This window comes from Promicromonospora sp. NPDC050249 (assembly GCF_040656015.1).
GTDB lineage: Bacteria > Actinomycetota > Actinomycetes > Actinomycetales > Cellulomonadaceae > Promicromonospora.
In genome coordinates this window covers 1-19485 of the sequence record NZ_JBFAKY010000039.1, presented here as the reverse complement: position 1 = coordinate 19485, position 19485 = coordinate 1, and the positions used below count along the sequence as shown (strand labels likewise).

Here is a 19485-nt window from a genome sequence, read left to right as displayed (position 1 = left end):
CGCCCGGGCCTGACCGGCCCAGTTCTCACTTCTCTCTTCACCCGTCATCCCGGAGGTAACACCGTGCCCACCGTCGTCCAGTTCACCGCACCACGTCAGGTGGAGCTCGTGGACTGCGCCCCAGAACCCCTGCGACCCGGGACGGTCCGCGTTGCGACCCTGTACTCCGGCATTTCCGCAGGCACCGAGCTCACGGCGTACCGCGGCTCGAACCCGTACCTGACCCGCGCGTGGGACGCGGAGGCCAGGCTCTTCCGGGACGGCGAGCCGACGGCGCCCTACCCGCTCGTCGGCTGGGGCTACTCGGAGGTCGGCCGCGTCGTCGAGGTCGCGGACGACGTGACGTCGCCGGCGGTCGGCGACGTGGTCCACGGGATCTGGGGCCACCGCAGCGAGGCCGTCCTGCCCGCCGACGCGCTCGCGTGGCGGCGGCTCCCGGAGGGCACGGACCCGGTCGTCGGGGTGTTCGCGCGGGTGGGCTCGATCGCGCTCAACGCGGTGCTCGCCGCGGACGTCCGCCTCGGCGAGCAGGTCGCCGTCTTCGGCCAGGGCGTGATCGGCCTGCTCGCGACGCGCCTCGCGGCGCTGTCCGGCGCCCGGGTGGTCGCCGTGGACGTGCAGCCCGGGCGGCTGGAGGTCGCGACGCGGCTCGGCGCCGCCGCGGTGGTCCCGGCACTGGTCGACGGCGGCGTGGGTGCGGTCGTCCGCGACGTGACGGGTGGCGGTGCGGACTCGGCGATCGAGCTGAGCGGCAGCAGCGCCGCCCTGCACGAGGCCGTCCGCTCCGTCGTGGTCGAGGGGACCGTCGTCGCCTCCGGGTTCTACCAGGGCGGAGCCGAGGCGCTGCGCCTGGGCGAGGAGTTCCACCACAACCGGGTCTCGATCGTGGCGAGCCAGATCTCGGGCGTCCCGGTCCCCGTCGGGCGCCGCTGGGACCAGCCGCGCCTCGTGCGCGTGTTCATGGACCAGGTACTCACCGGAGCCGTCGACGTCGCGCCGCTGGTCACCGACGTCGTGGCCGCGGCGGACGTCGCCACGGCGTTCGACCGGCTCGACGCCGGCGACCCGGACCTGCTCCAGGCAGTCCTGAAGTTCGATACGGACGCGGGGGAGCGTGCATGAGCGACTGGTCAGCGGTGCCGGAGCACGGCCCGCGTTTTCCCGAACGGCGCCTCGGTGTCGCCGTCCTCGGCGCGGGCACCATCGCGCAGAGCGCCCACCTGCCCGCCTACGCGCAGCACGGCGTCGACGTCGTCGGCGTGTGGAGCCGCAACCCCGCGCGGACCGAGGGCATCCAGGAGCGGTTCCCCGGCGTGCGGCGCGTGTACGGCTCCGCCGCCGAGCTCCTGGCGGATCCCGAGGTCGAGGTCGTCGACATCGCGACCGGGCCGGCCGGCCGGCTCGACCTCGTCGCCGCGGCGGTCCGGGCCGGCAAGCACGTGCTGGCGCAGAAGCCCGTGGTCGCCGAGCCCGACGAGATCGGCGCGCTCGAGGCGATCCTCGCTGAGGCCGCGGAGCGCGGCGTCCGCGTGGCGGTCAACCAGAACGCACGCTGGGCACCCGCATGGCGGGTGGCGACACGGCTCATCCGGTCCGGCGCGATCGGCGACGTCGTCGGCGTCACCCACCTGCACGACAAGCCGTTGCCGCCCATCGCGGGCACCCCGTTCGACGACGTGCCGCACATGCTCCTGACCGACTACCTCGTGCACTGGATCGACATCACCCGCAGCTGGCTCGAGGGGCGCACCGTCACCACGGTCACCGCCCAGGACTCGCGCGTGCCGGGACAGCCCGCGTCCGCGCGCAACCCCTGGCACGCGACGCTCGGCCTCGCGTGCGACGACGGCGCCACGGCCCTGGTCCGCGTCGTCGGCAACGCCGTCGCGGGCGAGCCAGGCTGCCCGTTCTGGGTGCACGGCACGGAAGGCACCATCCGCGGCAGCGTGCTCGGCGGCTCCGACGCGGTCACGCTCGAACGGGACGGTACGCGTACGTCGTACGACCTGCAGGGCCAGTGGTTCGTCGACGGGTTCGCCGCGGCGCTCGCGGAGCTGATGAGCGCGGTGGCCGAGGACCGGGAACCCGAGAACTCGGCGTCGCACGTGCTGGCGACGGCCCGGCTGGTGTTCGCGGCCCGCGACTCGGCCGCGGCGGGCGGCGTCCCGGTGCACGGCACGACGTTCCTGACGACGGCGGGAGGCGCGGCATGAGCGGCATCGGCACCGAGGTCGGAGAGGTCAGGGTGGGACCGCGGGCCCGGGTCTACACCGAGGGCTGGCAGAGCTGGAGCCCCGCCACCTGGTACGCGCTCGACCAGCCGCAGCACCGGCCCGACCTGGGCTGGGAGCACACGATGCGGTTCCGGCCGGGCACGGCCCTGGCCGACGACGCGTACCAGGCCGAGGGCGTGCTCGTGGTAGACCCGGGCGACGGCGCACCCGCGCGGGCCTGGCTGCCCGCCGACCCCACGGGCGAGGTACCGACGCTGCGCGCCCGCGTGCGCGGCGACCACGTCGTGGTCACCGCGCACGGCGCCGCCGTGCGCACGATCGAGGCACCCGACGGCGCCGCGGCGCTGGCCGCCGCCGGCGACGCGCTCGCGGCAGGCGCGGGCGTGGAGCCACTGCGCTTACCCGGCGGGGTGTGGTGCACCTGGTACCGGTACTTCGAGGCGGTGACCGACGACGACGTCGTCCGCGACGTCGCCGCGATGGACCGGCTCGAGGTACCCGTGGACGTCGTCCAGATCGACGACGGCTGGACGCTCGGCGTGGGGGAGTCGCTGGCGCGCAGGCCCTCGTTCGGCTCGCTCGAACGCGCCGTCGACGCGGTGCGTGCCTCCGGTCGGCGCGCAGGGATCTGGCTCGCGCCGTTCCTGGTCGGCCGCGACAGCACCGTGGCCCGCGAGCACCCCGACTGGCTGACGGGCGACGCCGGCGAGAACTGGGGGACCGCCCTCGCCGGGCTCGACCTCACCCATCCGGGCGTGCGGGACCACCTCGTGCGGTGCTTCGCCGAGATCGCGGAGCTCGGGATCGACTACGTCAAGCTCGACTTCCTCTACGGAGGCGCGCTGCCCGGGCGACGCCACGCCGACCTGACCGGCACCGAGGCGTACCGCTCGGGCATGCAGCTCATCCGGGACGCCGTCGGGCCGCAGACCTACCTGCTCGGCTGCGGGGCCCCGCTGCTACCCAGCCTCGGCCTGGTCGACGCGATGCGCGTCTCGCCCGACACGTACCACGAGGGCGGCCAGGACGGATCAGTGGGTCTGCGCGGCCAGCTCTCCCTCGAAGGGCGGACCTGGCAGCACGGCAGGCTCTGGGTCACGGACCCCGACTGCGTCGTCGCGCGCCCCAGCTTCCCGCCGCGGCACGAGTGGGCCGAGATAGCGCGCCGCAGCGGTGGCCTGAGGTCCGTCTCGGACCGGCTGGACGAGCTCGACGACGCAGGCCTGGCGCTGACCATCGACTACCTGTCCGACACGCCGTCGATCGAGCCGCTCGTCGGCGCACGCACCACGGTCACCGGGGGTGCCGCATGAACCGCGACCGGCTCGCCGAGCGCATCGCCCCCCACCTCCGGCTCGTCTACCCCGACACCGCCGGCACGGTGATCGACCAGGTCCTCGACCTCGCCGAGCGCTGGGCCCCCGAGGTGTCCGCCACGCTCACCCGGCACCCGGCGTCCCGGCCCGATGCCGGTACCTCCTACCTGATCACCTACGGCGACGCGATCCGCCGGCCCGGCGAGGCGCCGCTGCACACGCTGGCCCAGGTGCTCCACGACGTGGTCGACGGCGCCGTGACCGACGTGCATCTGCTGCCCATCTACCCGTCCACCTCCGACGACGGGTTCGCCGTCGTGGACCACCGCGCGGTCAGCCCCGACCTGGGCACCTGGGACGACGTCGGCGCGATCGCCGCGGACCACGGGCTCATGCTCGACTTCGTCGCCAACCACGTCTCGGCCTCCAGTCCGTGGTTCACGGGCTGGCTCGCCGGGGAACCCGGCCGCGCCGGGTACTTCCTCGACCCCGGGCCCGGCTTCGACACCAGCCGGGTGGTCCGGCCACGGACCTCGCCGCTGGTCCACGACTACACCCGGCCGGACGGCACCACGGCCCGCGCCTGGTCAACCTTTTCCCGCGACCAGGTCGACGTCGAGGTACGGACTCCCGCCGTGCTCGTCGAGCTCACCGACGTCCTGCTCGGCTACGTCGCGCGCGGCGCGACCACGGTCCGCCTGGACGCCATCGGGTTCCTGTGGAAGGAGTCGGGCACCACGTCCATCCACCTGCCGCAGACCCACGCGGTGATCAAGGTGTGGCGCGCCCTGCTCGACGAGCTCGCACCCGACGTGCGCCTGCTCACGGAGACCAACGTGCCGCACACGGAGAACATCTCCTACTTCGGTGACGGCGGCGACGAGGCGCACATGGTCTACCAGTTCGCGCTGCCGCCTCTCGTGCTGCACGCCTTCGTCACGGGGGACGCGACGGTCCTGGCCCGGTGGGCGTCGACCGTCGGGCCCGTCGGCCCCGACGCCACGTGGTTCAACTTCCTCGCCAGCCACGACGGCGTCGGCATGCGCCCCTCCGAAGGGCTCCTGACCGACGCCGACCGGGCGCTCCTCGTCGACCGTGCGCTCGCGCACGGCGGACGGGTCTCCATGACGACCCGCCCCGACGGCAGCGAGAGCGTGTACGAGCTCAATGTCAGCTACATCGACGCGCTCTCGGCGCCCGGGACCACCGACGAGGAGATCGCCCGGCGGGCGCTGGCGGCGCACTCCATCCTCCTCGCGATGGTCGGCGTGCCGGCGATCTACTACCACTCCCTCTTCGGTTCGACCCACGATCGCGAGGGCATGGAGGCGAGCGGCGTCAACCGGCGCATCAACCGGCAGGTGCTCGACGCGGACCGGTTGACGGCGGAGCTGGCTGAGGTGCCTCGGCGCCACATCGTCTTCGAAGGGCTACGGGACCTGATGGCGGTGCGTCGTACCCAGCCGGCCTTCTCGCCGTTCGCGTCGCAGCAGGTCGAACACCTGGACCCGCGGGTGCTCGTGATTCGGCGCGCAGCGGGGACCGACGACGAGGTCATGGCGGTCACCAACGTCAGCAGCCAACCGGTGGAGCTGCCGGGCGTGCTCGGTGTCGACCTGGTCACCGGCAAGCCCGTGGCAGGCCTGCGCCTCGAGCCGAACGACTTTGCCTGGGTCAGGAGCTGGGCTGGCCGACGAGATACTCCATCGGATTGATTTATGCTGCACGGGTGCGCTGTGCGCACACAGCCTCGTGATCCGACGGGGTGCGGACGACCGGAGGACGAGTGGCTGAGTCGATCGACCGCACGACGAGCCAGGGTGCGAGGATGTGCGGGGGCGGCCGGCTGGGCCGCCCGCCGGCCGGTCATCGAGCAGGAGGTAACACGTGACGATCGACCAGTCGGCCGCGCCGTCGACCGTGCGCCGGGGGACCAACCTGCCGCGCATGGGCGACTTCAACGAGTCCGTCATCCTCGACGCGGTGCGCCGTGCGCGGGACGGGCTGAGCCGCGTCGAGCTCGCAGGCGCGACCGGGCTGTCGGCGCAGACGGTCTCGAACATCTGCCGCCGTCTGCTCGACTCCGGGCTGCTCGCCGAGACCGGCAAGAAGGGCGGGCGCGCCGGCAAGCCGCGCACGGTCCTGCAGGTGGTGCCCGGCGGCCGGTACGCGCTCGGCGTCCACCTCGACCCGGCGGTCGTCACGTACGTCGTGCTCGACCTCGCGGGGCAGGTGGTGCACAGCGTGCACCGGCCCACGCCCGCCGTCGTCGACCAGGAGTCGACGATCGCCGAGATGAGCGAGACCATCGAGACCGTCATCCGGGAGTCCGGCGCGGCTCGCGACCGGATCCTCGGCCTGGGTCTTGCCGTGCCGGGCCCCGTCGACTTCGCCACCGGGTCGGTGGTCGACCCGCCGCAGCTCAAGGGCTGGGGCCGGGTGCCGCTGCGCGACCGGCTCGTCGAGGCCACGGGGCTGCCGGTCCTCATGGACAAGGACGTCATCGCCGCCGCGGTGGCCGAGCGCTGGGCGGGTGCCGCCACGCACTCGGGCAACTTCCTGTTCTTCTACCTCGGCACGGGCTCCGGCATGGGCGTGGTGGCGGACGACGTCGTGCTGCGCGGCGCCTCCGGCAACGCCGGCGAGGTGGGCGGGCTGGACGCCAACTGCACCACGCGTTCGCTCGTCGACGAGGCGGTGTCCGCGGGCGTCCTGGACGCCGCACCCGTGCCCGGGCCGCAGGCCGTGGCCGAACAGCTCGGCCGGCTCGCGGACCTCGCGGCGGCGGGGGAGCGCGGCGCCCAGGTGATCATCGACCGCTGGGCGCGCCGGGTGGGCAAGGGCGTCGCGGCGGCGGCGACGCTGCTCGACTCGGACCTCGTGGTGTTCGGCGGACCCATCTGGCCGATGCTGTCCGAACGGTTCCTCGCGGTGGTCGAGCCGATGATCACGAGCTGGCCGTTCGTGGAGAAGATGCACGACATCCAGGTCGCCAACACGCAGCTCGGGGAGGACGTCGGCGCCGTCGGCGCGGCGTGCCTCGTGCTGGACCAGACCCTCTCGCCGCAGCCGCACGCGCTCCTGATCGGCTGAGCTCGATCGGCTGAGCTCGATCGGCTGAGCGGCCCGCGGTCCGACACCGGCATGCTCACGCCCGGTGCGCGCTCCCGTCCGTGGCGCGCAGCAGCGCCCACCGGTCGTGCTCGAGCGGGGCGCCCACCGGGTAGCGGCGAGCGGCCCGCTCGTCGAAGTCGACACCCAGCCCGGGCGCCTCGGGCGCGAGCAGGTGCCCGTTCGCGGGAACGGGCGCGCCCGGGAACACCTCGAGCGTCGCGTCGCGGAAGGTCGCGGCCTCCTGGACGCCGAAGGCGGGGGAGGAGATGTTCAGCGCCATGTTGGCCGCCATGCCGACCGGCGTGACGTCGCCAGGGCCGTGCGGCGCGGTGCGCACGCCGAACATCTCGCACACGGCGACCAGCTTGCGGGCCGGGGTGAGCCCACCGAGCGTGGGGATGCGGATGCGCGCGAAGTCGATCGACCGCCCGGCCAGCAGCGGCAGGTACGCGCGCGGGTCGTGGTAGAGCTCGCCGACCGCGAGCGGCGTCGTGCCCGCGGCACGCAGCTCCGGGAAGTGGGCGGCGTCCTCGGGCGCCAGCGCGTCCTCCAGGAAGTACAGGTGCGCGTCCTCGACCGCGCGGACGAACTGCCGGGCCTCGGCCGGGGTCATGCGCTCGTGGGCGTCGTGGAGCAGCTCGACGTCGGGGCCCACCCGGTCGCGGACGTCCGCGAGGATCCCCGGCACGTGCCGCAGGTAGGCCAGCGTGTCCCACCGGTCGGTGCGGGTCCGACGGCGGGCGGCCTCCGCCGCGTCGCGCGGCGCCGTGCCGTAGGTGTCCCGGCCCGGCACGGCCACCTGCACGCGCACGTGCCGGTAGCCCTGGCCGACGGCGGCCAGCACCTTGTCGGCCACCTCCGCCGCGTCGGCGCCGTCGACGTGCGTGTAGGCGTCCGCCCACGCGCGGGCCTTGCCGCCCAGGAGCTGGTGCACGGGGAGGCCCGCGACCTTGCCCTTGAGGTCCCACAGTGCCAGGTCGACCGAGGCGAGCGCGTTGTGCTCGATCGAGCCGCCGCGCCAGTACCCGCTGTTCAGCAGCAGGCGGTGCAGGTCCTCGATGTCGGCGGGGTCGCGGCCGACCAGCAGCGGCCCGAGGTATTCGTCGATCACCGCCCGGGTCGCGAGCGGGCGCTGCGGGTCGCTCGCGTCACCGAGCCCGTAGAGCCCCGGCTGGTTGGTCTCGACGCGGGTGACGACGTACGGGCAGCCCTGGGGGCCCGTGAGGAAGGTGCGCACCGCGGTGACCCGCACGCCGTCGGCCTCGTCGGTGGACCAGGGGGCCGGGGCGAGCACCTCGGCGCGGGGGGTGTCGCGGGCGCCGTCGGTGGTTGCCTGCGGTGCTGTCATCGGTGACCTCGATCCGGACGGGCTGTTCGCGCGGGCCGTCCCGCGCACTGGGAAGAGGCGCCTCCAGGGGGCCCGTTGACACTGTACATCGAATTGATTTATGTTCCGATGGCCGCGGCACCGATGCCGCCCCGATGACCCGAGAGGCACAGCTCGTGATCCGACACCGACGTCGTCCGTCCTCCGCACGCCTGACCACCATCACCGTCTCCGCGCTGCTCGTCGGCGCGCTCGCCGCCTGCAGCGGCCCGGTCGGCGGCGCCCCCGAGGGTTCCACCGAGGGCGACCCCGAGACCCTGACCATGTGGACCTTCAAGCAGTCGCACGTCGAGCCGCTGCAGAACGCCGCCAAGTCCTTCGAGGAGAAGACGGGCATCACCGTCGACGTCCAGGCCTACACGCCCGACGACGCCTTCGTCACCAAGGTGCAGGCCGCCGCGCAGACCGGCGACCTGCCCGACGTGCTGGAGGTGCACACCCACGGCGACGACTTCACGTTCGGTGCCGCAGGCCTGCTGGAAGACCTGTCCGACGACGTCGACGAGGAGTGGACCTCGCGGTTCCTGCCCGCCGTGGCGAACGACGGCACGGTCACCGACGCCTACTACGAGCAGTCGCTCGCCGAGGGGTCCAAGACCGCCGGCGTCGAGAAGGGCCAGCGCTACTCCGTGCCGCTGACCATCGGCACGTTCGGCATCGTCTACGCGAACAAGGAGCGCCTGGAGGAGGCCGGCATCACCGAGGCGCCCACCACCTGGGAGGAGTTCGTCGCGGCGCTGGAGGCCGTCCAGGAGGTACGTCCGGACGACGGCGGCGTGAGCATCGGCTTCCAGTCCTCCACCACCGGCCTCGAGTGGCTCATGCAGCCCATGGCCTACGGCCAGCTCGGCAAGGAGGACTTCGGCGCGCTGTTCGGCCAGGACCCGGCCAAGAACTTCGCGTCGGAGAACGGCACCGCGGTGCTGGAGGCGTACAGCCAGGTCCAGCCCTACTGGATGCCCGGCACGCAGTCCCTCACGATCGACGACGCCGACATCGCGTTCGCGCAGGGCAAGTCGTCGTTCGACATCGGCGGCACGTTCACCCTCGCGTTCCTCGACCAGAACGGGATGGACCCGGAGAACATCATGACGTTCCCCGTGCCGGCGCCCGAGGACGGCGCGATCGACGACCTGGAGCTCGCGCCGTTCAGCCTGACCGGGCTCTCGGTCGCCGCCTCCTCGGGCAACAAGGACGGCGCCCTGCAGTGGATCGAGTACCTCTCCGAGACGGACGTCGCGGCGACGTTCGCGCAGGACGCCCTCGACGTCCCGCCCGTCGACCTGGGCGAGGACCCGACCACGACCGTCGGGCCCGTGCTGGGCGCGATGATCGGTGCGTTCGGCGAGGGCGAGAACGCTTACAACCCCGGCGACACGTCCTACCGCCCCGCGGCGTACGACGCCGCGCAGGTGGGTGACGCCGTGATGGAGCTGACGCCGCTGGAGACCAAGGACGTCACCAGGGTGGGCCAGGACGTCGCCACGCTCGTCGACACGTTCTGGTCCCAGTCGAAGTGACCGCACAGACCCTGATCGCCACCGCCGCCCCCACGGGGGACGGCGGTGGTGGCCGGCGGGGCCGCCGCCGGCAGCCGGTGCAGTACCGCGGCCAGGAGGTCGCCTGGGGTTACGTCTTCATCGCCCCGGCCCTCCTGCTCTTCCTCGTCATGGGCGTCTACACGCTCTTCTTCAGCGCCCAGCTCTCGTTCGTCCGCTGGAACGGCCTGACCCCGACATGGGAGTGGGTGGGGCTGAAGAACTACGCCGACCTGCTGTGGGCGAGCCCGGTGTACGCACCGGTCGTCCACCGGGCCGCACTCAACACGCTCGGCGTGATGGTGGCCGTGCCGCTGCTCACCGTGCTGGTCTCGTTCCCGCTGGCGGTGGTGCTCAACCAGGCCCGCCGGTTCGCGGGGCTGCTGCGCTCCGTGTACTTCGTGCCGTACGTGACGGCGGGCATCGCGGTCTACATGGCCTGGCAGTACGTGCTCGAGCCGAACGGTGCCGTCAACCTGCTGCTGCGCACCCTCGGGCTCGGCAGTCTGGAGCAGCCGCAGGGCTGGCTCGGCAACCCCGCCACGGCCATGCCCACCCTCGTGGTCATCATGGTCTGGTCGGGCGTGCCCGTCGCGATGCTCCTGTACCTGACGGGCCTGCAGGCCATCGACACCTCGCTCCTGGAGGCCGCACAGCTCGACGGCGCCGGCTGGTGGCGCACCAACCTGTCGGTGGTGCGGCCGCTGCTGGCAGGGACCACCGCCGTGATCACGCTGCTCAACGTGCGCGAGGCGCTCCAGGGCTTCCAGATCTTCCTCATCATGACCAACGGCGGCCCCGCCGGGCGCACCAACGTGCTCGGGCTGGAGACGTACGACCTGGCCTTCCAGCAGGAGCTCGCGCCCACGCTCGGCCTCGCCAGCGCGCTGGGCTGGCTGCTGTTCTTCGCCGCGCTCGCCGTCGCGATCGTCAACCAGCGCATTGCGAGGGAGAAGTCATGATCGCCGTCATCACCCCCGCCGCCGGGGCGGCGACCGCCCGGACCACGGCGCCGCGCCGCCGTCGGGCCCCCGGGAAGGTGGTCCTGGCGCGGACGTTCGTGGGCGTGCTGCTCGCCGGGTACGCCGTGGTGAGCCTGTACCCGTTCCTCTGGATGGTCTCCGCCGCCTTCAAGACGCAGGAGGAGGTGATCCAGGGCGGGCACCTGATCCCGCACGACCCGACGTTCGCCACGATCGTCGACGCCTGGGCGCAGCTGCACTTCTTCGACTACTTCCTCAACAGCCTCAAGGTCACCGGCCTCACGACGCTCGGGGTGGTCGTGGTCTACTCCGCCGCCTCGTACGCGTTCGCGGTGCTGCGGTTCCCCGGCAGGCAGGCGTTCTTCCGGCTCTTCCTGGTGCTCCTGTTCGTGCCCGGCGTGGTCACGCTGCTGCCGATCGTGCTGCTGGAGAACCAGATGGGCATCCTCGGCACGCACCTGGGGCTGATCCTCCCGTTCGTCAACGGCACCGCGCCCTTGTCGATCCTGCTGCTCACCAACTCGTTCCGGTCGGTGCCGGACGAGCTGCGCGACGCCGCCCGGGTCGACGGCGCGGGGGAGCTGCGGATCTTCACCCGCATCTACCTGCCGCTCGCGCGGCCCGCGCTCATCACGATCGCGCTGCTCACGGCGATCCCGACGTGGAACGAGTACCTGCTGTCCCGGGTCTCCCTCAACGACCCCGCCACGTTCACGCTGCCCATCGCCCTGCAGCAGCTCCAGTCCTCGAACGTCGTCCAGTACAACCAGCTCATGGCCGGCGCCCTGATCGTGGTGATCCCCGTGATCATCCTGTTCCTCGCCACCCAGCGGTACTTCGTCAACGGTCTCGCCGGCGCGGTCAAGGGATGACCCACCACCCGCCGGCCACGGCCGGAGAGCAGAACGGAACGCACAGCTCCATGAACCACGCCTCGTCCGCCGCCCCGCCCGCCACGTCACGGGCCCCGTCACCCGCCACCTCGACGGCCCCGGCCCTGCACCCCGGCGACACCGTCCTGGTCACCGGGGCGGCGGGCGGCATCGGCCGGGTGGTGGTGCCGGCGCTCGCGGAGGCCGGCTACCGCGTCGTGGCGACCGACCGCGCCGCGTTCGACTCGCCGTCCGCCGACGTGGTGCTCGTGGGCGACACCCGGGACCCGGCCTTCGTCGGGTCGGCGCTGCGGGCCGGCGGCGGGGCGGGCGCGCCGGTGGTCGACGGCGTCGTGCACCTCGCGGCGATCCCGTCGCCCGGTCAGGTCCCCGACGACGAGACGTTCACGCAGAACGTGCGGGGCGCGTTCTGCGTGCTCGACGGCGCGGGCCGCGCGGGCGTGCGGGTGGCGGTGGCGGCGTCGTCGTTCTCCGCGTACGGCTACCCCTGGGCGGGGCGGCACCTGTCGCCCGCGTACGTGCCGATCGACGAGGCGCAGGAGCCCGTCGCGGTAGACGCGTACGCGCTGTCCAAGCTGGCGGGCGAGCAGGTCGGCGCGTACGCCGCGCGCCGGTACGGCATGGCGGCCACGCTGCTGCGCCTCCCGTTCGTCGGCACCGGGGACCGGCTGCGCGAGGCGGTCGACCGCACGCACCGTGACCCCGGCGCGAGCAGGCAGGAGCTGTGGACGTGGCTCGACACGCGCGATGCCGCGGGCGTGGTGCGAGCCGTGCTCGGATCCGGCGCCACCGGGTACCACGTGGTCAACGTCGCGGCGCCCGACACCACCAGCGACGTGCCCACCGCGGAGCTGCTCGCCCGGTACCACCCGGCGTCGCGCGTCGCGCGCCCGCTCGACGGGTTCGCGTCGGTCATCGACACGACGGCCGTGCGCGAGCTGTTCGGGTTCGAGCCCGTGCACTCGTGGCGCACGGGTGACGCGCTCGACCCGTCCGTCACGGCGGTGGCCGAGGGAGTGTGCGCCTGACGCGCCGGTTCCTGCCAGTTCCCGCCAGTCCCAGCCAGTCCGAGTCCCAGTCCGATCACGTCAGTCCGAACAAAGGTGTTGAGGATGAACATGAACGCACGAAGAAGCCGGGTGGTCGCCACCGCCGCGGCCGTCGCGATAGCGGTGACGGGGTTCGTCGCCCCGGCCGCCGCCGGCCCGCTGGTCGACGTCGACCGGTACCCGGTCGGCGTCGGCGCCGACCTGTCGGCGACCCCACGCACCCACGGCATCGCCGTGGCCACCGCACCGACCGCGGGCGGGCAGGTCACGGGCGAGCACGCGGCGCGCGAGTACTGGCGCACCGATGTCGCGTCGGGGGCGGACCGGCTCGCCCTCGACCTGGCCGACGAGTACGTGGGACGGCTCGACGGCACCCCCGGCTACCTGGTCGTGGACCACCGCGCGGGGGAGACGGTCGTCGCCACCGGCGAAGGGGAGCCGCTGACGGCGGGCGACCCCGAGGCCGACACCGACGACGACGGCTGGACGACCACCGTCGTCGTGCTGCCCGCCGGGACGCTCGACGCCGGAGCGGGACCCGAGGTCGAGCTCGCGGGCGCCGACGGCGACCTGACCGTGGCGGCCGTGCGCGTGGTGGCCCAGGGCACGAGCGTGGACCTCGGCCCGGCGGTGGCCGAGCGCGGCATCGGCGTGCGCGCGGGCGACGACACCGCGGGCCTGGTGACAGGGACCGCCGACGGCCGCGGCTACTGGCAGACGGGCCGCGCGCAGGGCACGAACTTCGTCTACGCCAACGTGTCGGACGGCTACGCCCGCGACGTGCGCGACCGCGTGCTGGTCGACGCGACCGTGCAGGAGGGCGGCGGCTCGATGTTCCTCCAGTACGACTCCCCGGGGGACACGATCCCGGACATGTTCCGGCCGTCCGCCCGCCACGACCTGACCGACGACGGCACGTGGCGCTCGCGGTCGTGGCTGCTGGAGGACGCGATCCTGACCAACCGGTCCAACGGCTCCGACTTCCGGCTCTCCGTCGAGGGCTCGACGCACGACGTGCGGGTCGACTCGCTCGCCGTGACGGTCGTGCCACGGGAGGTCGACCCCGCGGTCGGGCTGCGCAACCTGGTCGAGCAGGCCGACGTGGCGCACTACGCCGCGCGCGAGGGCGAGCGCGACGGGCAGTTCCCCGCCGGGTCGAAGGCCGAGCTGCGCACCGCGATCGAGGCGGCGCAGGCGGTGCTGGACGACCCGGAGGCCTCCGGGCCGCAGCTCGACGCGGCGACCGACGCCCTGCAGCAGGCCCTGGAGGAGTTCCTCGCGGCCGAGCGGACCACCGACCTCGCGCGCGGCGCCTCCGCCACGGCGAGCTCCACCAGCGCGGGCACGCCCGGCGCGGTCACCGACGGCACGGGTTCCGCGTGGTTCTCCGGCCGCGACGAGGAGTCGGCCTGGGTCCAGGTCGACCTGGGCGAGCCCACCCGGTTCGACGACGTCGTCGTGGACTGGACCGCCGACTACGCGCACGTCTACCGCGTCCAGGTGTCGGACGACGGCACGCAGTTCCGCACGGTCGCGACCGCCGGCTCGCTCGGCGCCACGCCGGTGCGCACCCGGTTCGCGGAGACCACCGCGCGCTACGTGCGCCTCGCGCTGGACGAGCGCGCCGTGCAGCGGGGCGCCTTCGGCCTGACCGCGCTCGAGGTGCGCGACGCCCGGCTCGTGGAGCTGGCGCCGCAGGTGGTCGAGACGGTGTTCCCGACCGACGACGTGGTGGTCGCCGACCTCGACGCCACGGACTTCGGTGCGGACGCCACGGGGGAGCAGGACTCCACCGCCGCCATCCAGGAGGCGCTCGCCACCTGCCGCGACGCCGGGGGCGGCACCGTCTGGCTGCCGGCCGGGACCTATCGGGTGAGCGACACCCTGGAGGTCTTCGCCTACTGCACGCTGCGCGGCGACCACCGCGACCTGGACGAGCAGCCGCTCGGCGCCCCCGACGCGCCGTCCGGGCTCGGCACCGTGCTCGAGGCGCACCTGCCGTCCGGCGAGGACGGCCCGGCGCTGCTGCGCGTGGGCGGCTCGGCGGGCGTCGTCGGCCTGACGACGTACTACCCGGAGCAGGACGCGGCCGACCCCGTGCCCTACGGCTGGACCGTCGAGATACCCGGCCTGGCGTGGATCGGCAACGAGAACTACATGCTCGGCACCGTCCAGGACCTGACGTTCCTGAACTCCTACCGCGGCATCGGCATCTCCACGATGCGCAACGACCGCGGCGAGGGCCCCGGCGCACAGGGGCACGAGCTGGCGAACGTGCGCAACGTGTCCGGGACGGTGCTGCGCGAGGGCGCCGCCGGGTACAACGGTGCCGACGTGGGCGTCTGGGAGGACGTGCGCTTCGACAACGGGTACTGGGCCGGAGCGGGCGCCGCGTACGGCGCGCCGGACCGGACCGTGCTCGACGCCTGGACACGCGCGCACGGCACGGGCTTCGTGCTCGCCGACCTGGAGTGGGACCAGTTCATCGGCCTGCACGCCGCCGACTACGCGGTGGGGATCAGGATGGTCAAGGGGCCCCGCGCGTCGTTCACCGGAGTGTTCGTCAACGCCGAGATCACGGACACCGACGTCGCCGTGCTGGTCGAGAACTCCGACCAGCGCTGGGGTTCCGCCTTCGCGTCCAGTGTCCTGGAGGGGTCCGAGGCGGCGGTCCGCAACACCTCGGCGGGCTACGTCAAGCTTACGGACACCGCCGTCAGCGGCGCCCTCGAGGGGACGGTGCACACGCTGGAGGGGCCGGGTCAGGTCCCGGAGCCGGGCGAGACCCGGACCGCTCCCAAGCCGGACGGGCGGATCTTCGACGTCACGGCAGCGCCCTACGACGTGCCGCGCACACCCAAGCAGCTCTCCGACGTCGACGCGACGCCCGGCATCCAGGCCGCGCTCGACGATGCCGGTCGGGCCGGGGGCGGCGTCGTCTACCTGCCCGCCGGCTGGTACACCGTGCGCGGGCACCTCTCGGTGCCGGCCGGGGTCGAGCTGCGCGGCGCGTCGGCGGTGCCGAACCGTACCTCGCTCGTGGAGTCGTCGGGCACGGTGCTGATGGCGTACGAGGGGCGCCAGGACGACACCGACCAGGCGTCGGTCGAGGCGGCCGCCGCCGCACCGGCCGTCGTGACGCTCGCCGGGCAGGACGCCGGCGTGCGCGGCCTGCGGGTGCTGCACCCGGAGAACAACCCGGCCTCGCCCAGCGGCGCGGTGCCCTACCCGTTCGCCGTGCGCGGCGACGCCCCGGGTGTCTACGTCGAGAACGTGGGGCTCGACAACGCCTGGAACGCGGTGGACCTCACCGAGCGCGCCGACGGGTTCCTGGTGCGGCGGGTGCTCGGCATCTTCCTGGACCAGGGTGTGCGCGTGGGCGCGGCGTCCGACGGTGTGGTGGACGGGGTGCTGTCCAACGGCAACGTCATGACCCGCAACGCGTACGGGCTGCCGGGCTGGGTCGAGGAGGCCAACCTCTTCGCCCAGGTCATCGACGGGATCAGCCGCGAGCGCGAGGTGCTGGTCCACGCCGTGGGCGCCCAGGACCTCGAGGTGCGCAACACGTTCGCCTACGGCTCCCACGACGGGATCGTGGCGCGCGACGGCGCGACGGTCACCGCGTTCAACCTCGGGACGGACAACCTGGGCCCCGGCGGGCACACGGTCGACGCCGACGAGTCCAGCGCCGTCCGGGTGGTCAACCTCATGCGCTACAACGGCACCACCAGCCGGGGCCCCGTCACGATCGTCAACCCGATGGCGATCAACATGGCCACGTCCGCCGTCACCGTCACGGCCGCCGGCGCCGGCACCGGCCGTATCGAGGGCAACGAGGCCGAACCGGGCCGGTACGAGACCGGCGCCGCCGTGACCGTCGTCGCCGAACCGGCGGCCGGGTCGCGGTTCGCCGGGTGGCGCGACGGCGCGGGCGAGACCGTCTCGTCCGCGGACCGGTACACGTTCCCGGTCGAGGCCGACACGGAGCTCGTCGCGACCTTCGAGCCCGCACCCGAGACCTGGGTCGAGGCGACGGCGGTGAGCCGGTGCACCGGCAAGCAGGCCCGGGTGGTGGCGCACCTGCACAACGCGGGGGACCGGCCGCTCGCCGTCCTGCTGTCGTCACCGTTCGGGCAGCGCCAGGTCGACGACCTGCGCCCGGGCAGGGACGTCCGCCGGCCGTTCCCCGCCCAGGCGCGCGTCATCGCGGCGGGCGAGGTCGAGCTGACGGTGACGGACCGCGACGGTGCGAGCGGCGTCGTCGGCGTGCCGTACCGCGCGGTGGACTGCCGCTGAGGCACCCGGCCGGGGGCGTCCGTGCCCCCGGCCCGTTGCACGGCCAAGGACGAGAGAGGAACACATGTCAGCAGCAGGTGAGCGCCCCGAGCCCGTGAGCATCCGAGGGGCGAGCCACGCCGAGGTCGCCCGCCGGGTGGGGTCGCTGGCGCAGGTGGCGCGGATCGAGCAGGTCGTCGAGGCCGACGGCCCGGGCCGGGGCGCCCGCCGGCTGCGGCTCGTGACCGGCGGCGGGCTCGAGCTCGACGTGCTGCCCGACCGGGCCCTCGACCTGGGCCGGCTCACGGTGCACGGCGTGCCGCTCGCCTGGGTCGCGCCGGCCGGCTTCTCCGCGCCGGGCCTGTACCGCGCCGACGACTTCGGGACGTCGTTCGGCGGCGGGCTGCTCGTCACGTGCGGCCTCGACCACGTGGGCTCGCCCGTCGTCGACGGCGGACGCCGGTTCCCGCAGCACGGTCGCCTCACCTCCGTGCCGGCGAGCGTGGAGCGGGCGGCCGTCGTCGGCGACGAGCTCGTCGTGGAGGGTGTCGTGCGCCAGGCGACCCTGCACGAGGAGAACCTCGTGCTGCGGCGGCGGATCCGGGCGGGCCTGGGCTCCACGTGGGTCACGGTCGAGGACACGGTGACCAACGAGGGGTGGCGGCCGGAGCCGCACCTCGTGCTCTACCACGCCAACCTGGGGTGGCCGCTCGTGTCCGAGTCCGCGGAGCTCGACGTCTCGTCGGCGCGGGTCGAGCCCGACGGCCCCGACGCGGTCGGGGACGCGTGGCGCGAGATCGTGGCGCCCGAGGCGGGCTACCGCCAGCGGGTGCACCGGCACGACCTCGCACCGGGCACCGGACGGGCCACCGTGAGCAACCCCGAGCTCGGCCTGCGGCTGACCCTCTCGTTCCCGACGGCGACGCTGCCCGTGCTCTACCAGTGGAAGATGTTCGCCCCCGGGCAGAACGTCCTGGGCCTCGAACCGGCGAACGCGCCCGCGATCCAGGGCCGCGTCGCCGCGCGGGAGGCGGGCGCCCTGCCGGTCCTGGCGCCGGGGGAGTCCGTCTCGTACCGGCTGCGGTTCGACGTCGACCGGCTCCCCGCCGGCCCGCTGTCCCCGCCCGGCCGGCTCCCCGTCGAGAGGAGGTCCAGCACCGTTCCGCCGCACCACACGTGATCGCCGTACCCGGGCCCGACGACGACGTCGGGCCCGTCACCTCGACGAACGGAAGACCACATGACCATCTCCCGACGTTCCTTCCTCAGCATCTCCGCTGCCGTGGCGGCCACGGCGGCCGCACCCGGCGCCGCTTCCGCCCTTGCCACGGCCGCACCCGGCGCTGCGGCGGCCGCGGCCGCGAGCCCGCCCGGCGACGTCGTCGGCAAGATCACCGCCGGCTACCAGGGCTGGTTCGCCTGCCGGGGCGACGGCGCCCCGATCGACGCCTGGTGGCACTGGGCCCGCCAGGCGGACCAGCCGCCGTCGATCTCGAACTCCGCCATCAAGTCGTGGCCCGACACTCGCGAGTACGCGAGAAGGTTCGGGACGGGATTTCCCGCGCTGAACGACGGGCGCCTCGCCCACCTCTTCTCGTCGTACGACCAGCAGAGCGTTGACGTCCACTTCCGCTGGATGGCGGAGAACGGGATCCACACGGCGGCGCTGCAGCGGTTCAACCCGTTCGGGGCCGAGGGGCCGACGCGCGACGCCGTCGCCGACCGGGTGCGCTCCGCGGCGGAACGGACCGGCCGGAAGTACTACATCATGTACGACGTGAGCGACTGGCTCTCGATGCGGACGCAGATCACGCAGGACTGGGCGACGAAGATGTCGGCCCACACCAGCTCGCCCGCCTACGCACGGCAGAACGGCAAGCCGGTGGTGGGGATCTGGGGCTTTGGGTTCAACGACGGGCAGCGCCCGTTCACCCCGCAGGAGTGCCAGGAGGTCATCAACTGGTTCAAGGGCCAGGGCGTCTACCTCATGGGTGGCGTGCCCACCTGGTGGCGCACCCTGGGCGACGACTCCCGGCAGGGCTTCGCGGATGTGTACCGCTCGTTCCACATGATCTCGCCCTGGCTCGTCGGGCGGATCAGCAACGTGGGCGGCGCCGACGACTTCTACAACCGGGCGACCGTGCCCGACCTGGCGGAGTGCAACCGCCTGGGGATCGACTACCAGCCGTGCGTGCTGCCGGGCGACCTGCAGGAGCGGCAGCGGGCGCACGGCGACTTCATGTGGCGCCAGTTCTACAACCACGCGCGGGCGGGGGTGGCGAGCGCCTACATCTCGATGTTCGACGAGTACAACGAGGGCAACTAGATCGCCAAGACCGCCGCGACGGCCGGGGACGTGCCGGCGGGATCGGGCATCTGGGCGCTCGACGAGGACGGCACGGCCTGCTCGTCGGACTACTACCTGCGGCTGACGAACGACGGAGGCCGCATGCTGCGCGGCGAGCTGCCCGTCACTGCCGGACGTCCGACGAGCCCGCGACCGTAGCCTTCAGCGGTCATCGCAGCGCGCCGTGAAGACGAGCTGACGGCGACGGCGTCCGTGCCGCACGTCGGCGGGCGCCGTCGTGGTCGTACCGGACGCCGCGGTCGAGGGGGCAGACGCACGGTGGCGCTACCAGGGCCGGGGGGGGGGGGGGGGCCACTCCCCGGAGCCCCACACCCGCCACCCCGCGGAG

The 19485-nt window shown here is 73.5% G+C and carries 14 protein-coding genes; 13 read left to right on the top strand and 1 reads right to left on the bottom strand.

The window, feature by feature from the left end; translation table 11 throughout:
• The first annotated feature begins 63 nt into the window (after nucleotides 1-63).
• The 5 genes from AB0I32_RS23495 (at nucleotide 64) to AB0I32_RS23475 (ending at nucleotide 6643) form a co-directional block, all read left to right on the top strand.
• Nucleotides 64-1122 carry a zinc-binding alcohol dehydrogenase gene (locus tag AB0I32_RS23495; protein ID WP_357510437.1) on the top strand — a complete coding sequence of 353 codons (1059 nt, stop codon included), beginning with the start codon at nucleotides 64-66 and terminating at the stop codon, nucleotides 1120-1122.
• On the top strand, nucleotides 1119-2213 hold the full coding sequence (locus tag AB0I32_RS23490; RefSeq protein ID WP_357510435.1) for a Gfo/Idh/MocA family oxidoreductase: 1095 nt from the start codon (nucleotides 1119-1121) through the stop codon (nucleotides 2211-2213). Before AB0I32_RS23495 ends, AB0I32_RS23490 begins: the two co-directional genes overlap by 4 nt.
• Nucleotides 2210-3547, top strand: coding sequence for a glycoside hydrolase family 36 protein (locus tag AB0I32_RS23485; RefSeq protein WP_357510433.1), 1338 nt, complete (start codon nucleotides 2210-2212; stop codon nucleotides 3545-3547). Before AB0I32_RS23490 ends, AB0I32_RS23485 begins: the two co-directional genes overlap by 4 nt.
• A complete protein-coding gene (locus AB0I32_RS23480; RefSeq protein WP_357510431.1) occupies nucleotides 3544-5265 on the top strand; it encodes a sugar phosphorylase in 1722 nt (573 codons plus the stop codon). The genes AB0I32_RS23485 and AB0I32_RS23480 overlap by 4 nt, the downstream gene beginning before the upstream one ends.
• 172 nt (nucleotides 5266-5437) lie before the next feature.
• A complete protein-coding gene (locus tag AB0I32_RS23475; RefSeq protein WP_357510429.1) occupies nucleotides 5438-6643 on the top strand; it encodes an ROK family protein in 1206 nt (401 codons plus the stop codon).
• Between the two features lie 55 nt (nucleotides 6644-6698).
• On the opposite strand, the gene AB0I32_RS23470 is transcribed toward AB0I32_RS23475, so the two are convergent.
• Complete coding sequence (locus AB0I32_RS23470; protein ID WP_357510427.1) at nucleotides 6699-8012, bottom strand: enolase C-terminal domain-like protein; 1314 nt, start codon at nucleotides 8010-8012, stop codon at nucleotides 6699-6701.
• A 134-nt stretch (nucleotides 8013-8146) separates the two neighbouring features.
• On the opposite strand from AB0I32_RS23470, the gene AB0I32_RS23465 reads away from it, so the two are divergent.
• The 8 genes from AB0I32_RS23465 (at nucleotide 8147) to AB0I32_RS23430 (ending at nucleotide 19295) form a co-directional block, all read left to right on the top strand.
• Entirely contained in the window at nucleotides 8147-9571 is a 1425-nt protein-coding gene (locus AB0I32_RS23465; protein ID WP_357510425.1) for an extracellular solute-binding protein, read from the top strand.
• The gene (locus AB0I32_RS23460) at nucleotides 9568-10551 is read left to right on the top strand and encodes a sugar ABC transporter permease (protein ID WP_357510423.1); all 984 of its coding nucleotides are present in this window, start codon (nucleotides 9568-9570) and stop codon (nucleotides 10549-10551) included. Before AB0I32_RS23465 ends, AB0I32_RS23460 begins: the two co-directional genes overlap by 4 nt.
• On the top strand, nucleotides 10548-11444 hold the full coding sequence (locus AB0I32_RS23455; protein ID WP_357510421.1) for a carbohydrate ABC transporter permease: 897 nt from the start codon (nucleotides 10548-10550) through the stop codon (nucleotides 11442-11444). The genes AB0I32_RS23460 and AB0I32_RS23455 overlap by 4 nt, the downstream gene beginning before the upstream one ends.
• A 50-nt stretch (nucleotides 11445-11494) precedes the next feature.
• Entirely contained in the window at nucleotides 11495-12493 is a 999-nt protein-coding gene (locus tag AB0I32_RS23450; RefSeq protein WP_357510419.1) for an NAD(P)-dependent oxidoreductase, read from the top strand.
• Between the two features lie 90 nt (nucleotides 12494-12583).
• Nucleotides 12584-16810, top strand: coding sequence for a glycosyl hydrolase family 28-related protein (locus tag AB0I32_RS23445; protein WP_357510417.1), 4227 nt, complete (start codon nucleotides 12584-12586; stop codon nucleotides 16808-16810).
• Between the two features lie 64 nt (nucleotides 16811-16874).
• Nucleotides 16875-17969 (top strand): aldose 1-epimerase family protein, encoded by a 1095-nt coding sequence (locus AB0I32_RS23440; protein ID WP_357510415.1) that lies wholly within the window; start codon nucleotides 16875-16877, stop codon nucleotides 17967-17969.
• A gap of 60 nt (nucleotides 17970-18029) precedes the next feature.
• On the top strand, nucleotides 18030-19115 hold the full coding sequence (locus tag AB0I32_RS23435; protein WP_357510413.1) for a glycoside hydrolase family 71/99-like protein: 1086 nt from the start codon (nucleotides 18030-18032) through the stop codon (nucleotides 19113-19115).
• Between the two features lie 30 nt (nucleotides 19116-19145).
• A complete protein-coding gene (locus AB0I32_RS23430; protein ID WP_357510411.1) occupies nucleotides 19146-19295 on the top strand; it encodes a hypothetical protein in 150 nt (49 codons plus the stop codon).
• Nucleotides 19296-19485 lie beyond the last annotated feature (190 nt).

Excerpts from the sequence above, each read along its gene's own strand:
- AB0I32_RS23490 (WP_357510435.1), top strand. The coding sequence starts at position 1,119 with ATGAGCGACTGGTCAGCGGTGCCGGAGCACGGCCCGCGTTTTCCCGAA.
- AB0I32_RS23485 (WP_357510433.1), top strand. The coding sequence starts at position 2,210 with ATGAGCGGCATCGGCACCGAGGTCGGAGAGGTCAGGGTGGGACCGCGG.
- AB0I32_RS23480 (WP_357510431.1), top strand. The coding sequence starts at position 3,544 with ATGAACCGCGACCGGCTCGCCGAGCGCATCGCCCCCCACCTCCGGCTC.
- AB0I32_RS23470 (WP_357510427.1), bottom strand. The coding sequence starts at position 8,012 with ATGACAGCACCGCAGGCAACCACCGACGGCGCCCGCGACACCCCCCGC.
- AB0I32_RS23465 (WP_357510425.1), top strand. The coding sequence starts at position 8,147 with ATGACCCGAGAGGCACAGCTCGTGATCCGACACCGACGTCGTCCGTCC.
- AB0I32_RS23455 (WP_357510421.1), top strand. The coding sequence starts at position 10,548 with ATGATCGCCGTCATCACCCCCGCCGCCGGGGCGGCGACCGCCCGGACC.
- AB0I32_RS23450 (WP_357510419.1), top strand. The coding sequence starts at position 11,495 with ATGAACCACGCCTCGTCCGCCGCCCCGCCCGCCACGTCACGGGCCCCG.
- AB0I32_RS23445 (WP_357510417.1), top strand. The coding sequence starts at position 12,584 with ATGAACGCACGAAGAAGCCGGGTGGTCGCCACCGCCGCGGCCGTCGCG.
- AB0I32_RS23440 (WP_357510415.1), top strand. The coding sequence starts at position 16,875 with ATGTCAGCAGCAGGTGAGCGCCCCGAGCCCGTGAGCATCCGAGGGGCG.
- AB0I32_RS23435 (WP_357510413.1), top strand. The coding sequence starts at position 18,030 with ATGACCATCTCCCGACGTTCCTTCCTCAGCATCTCCGCTGCCGTGGCG.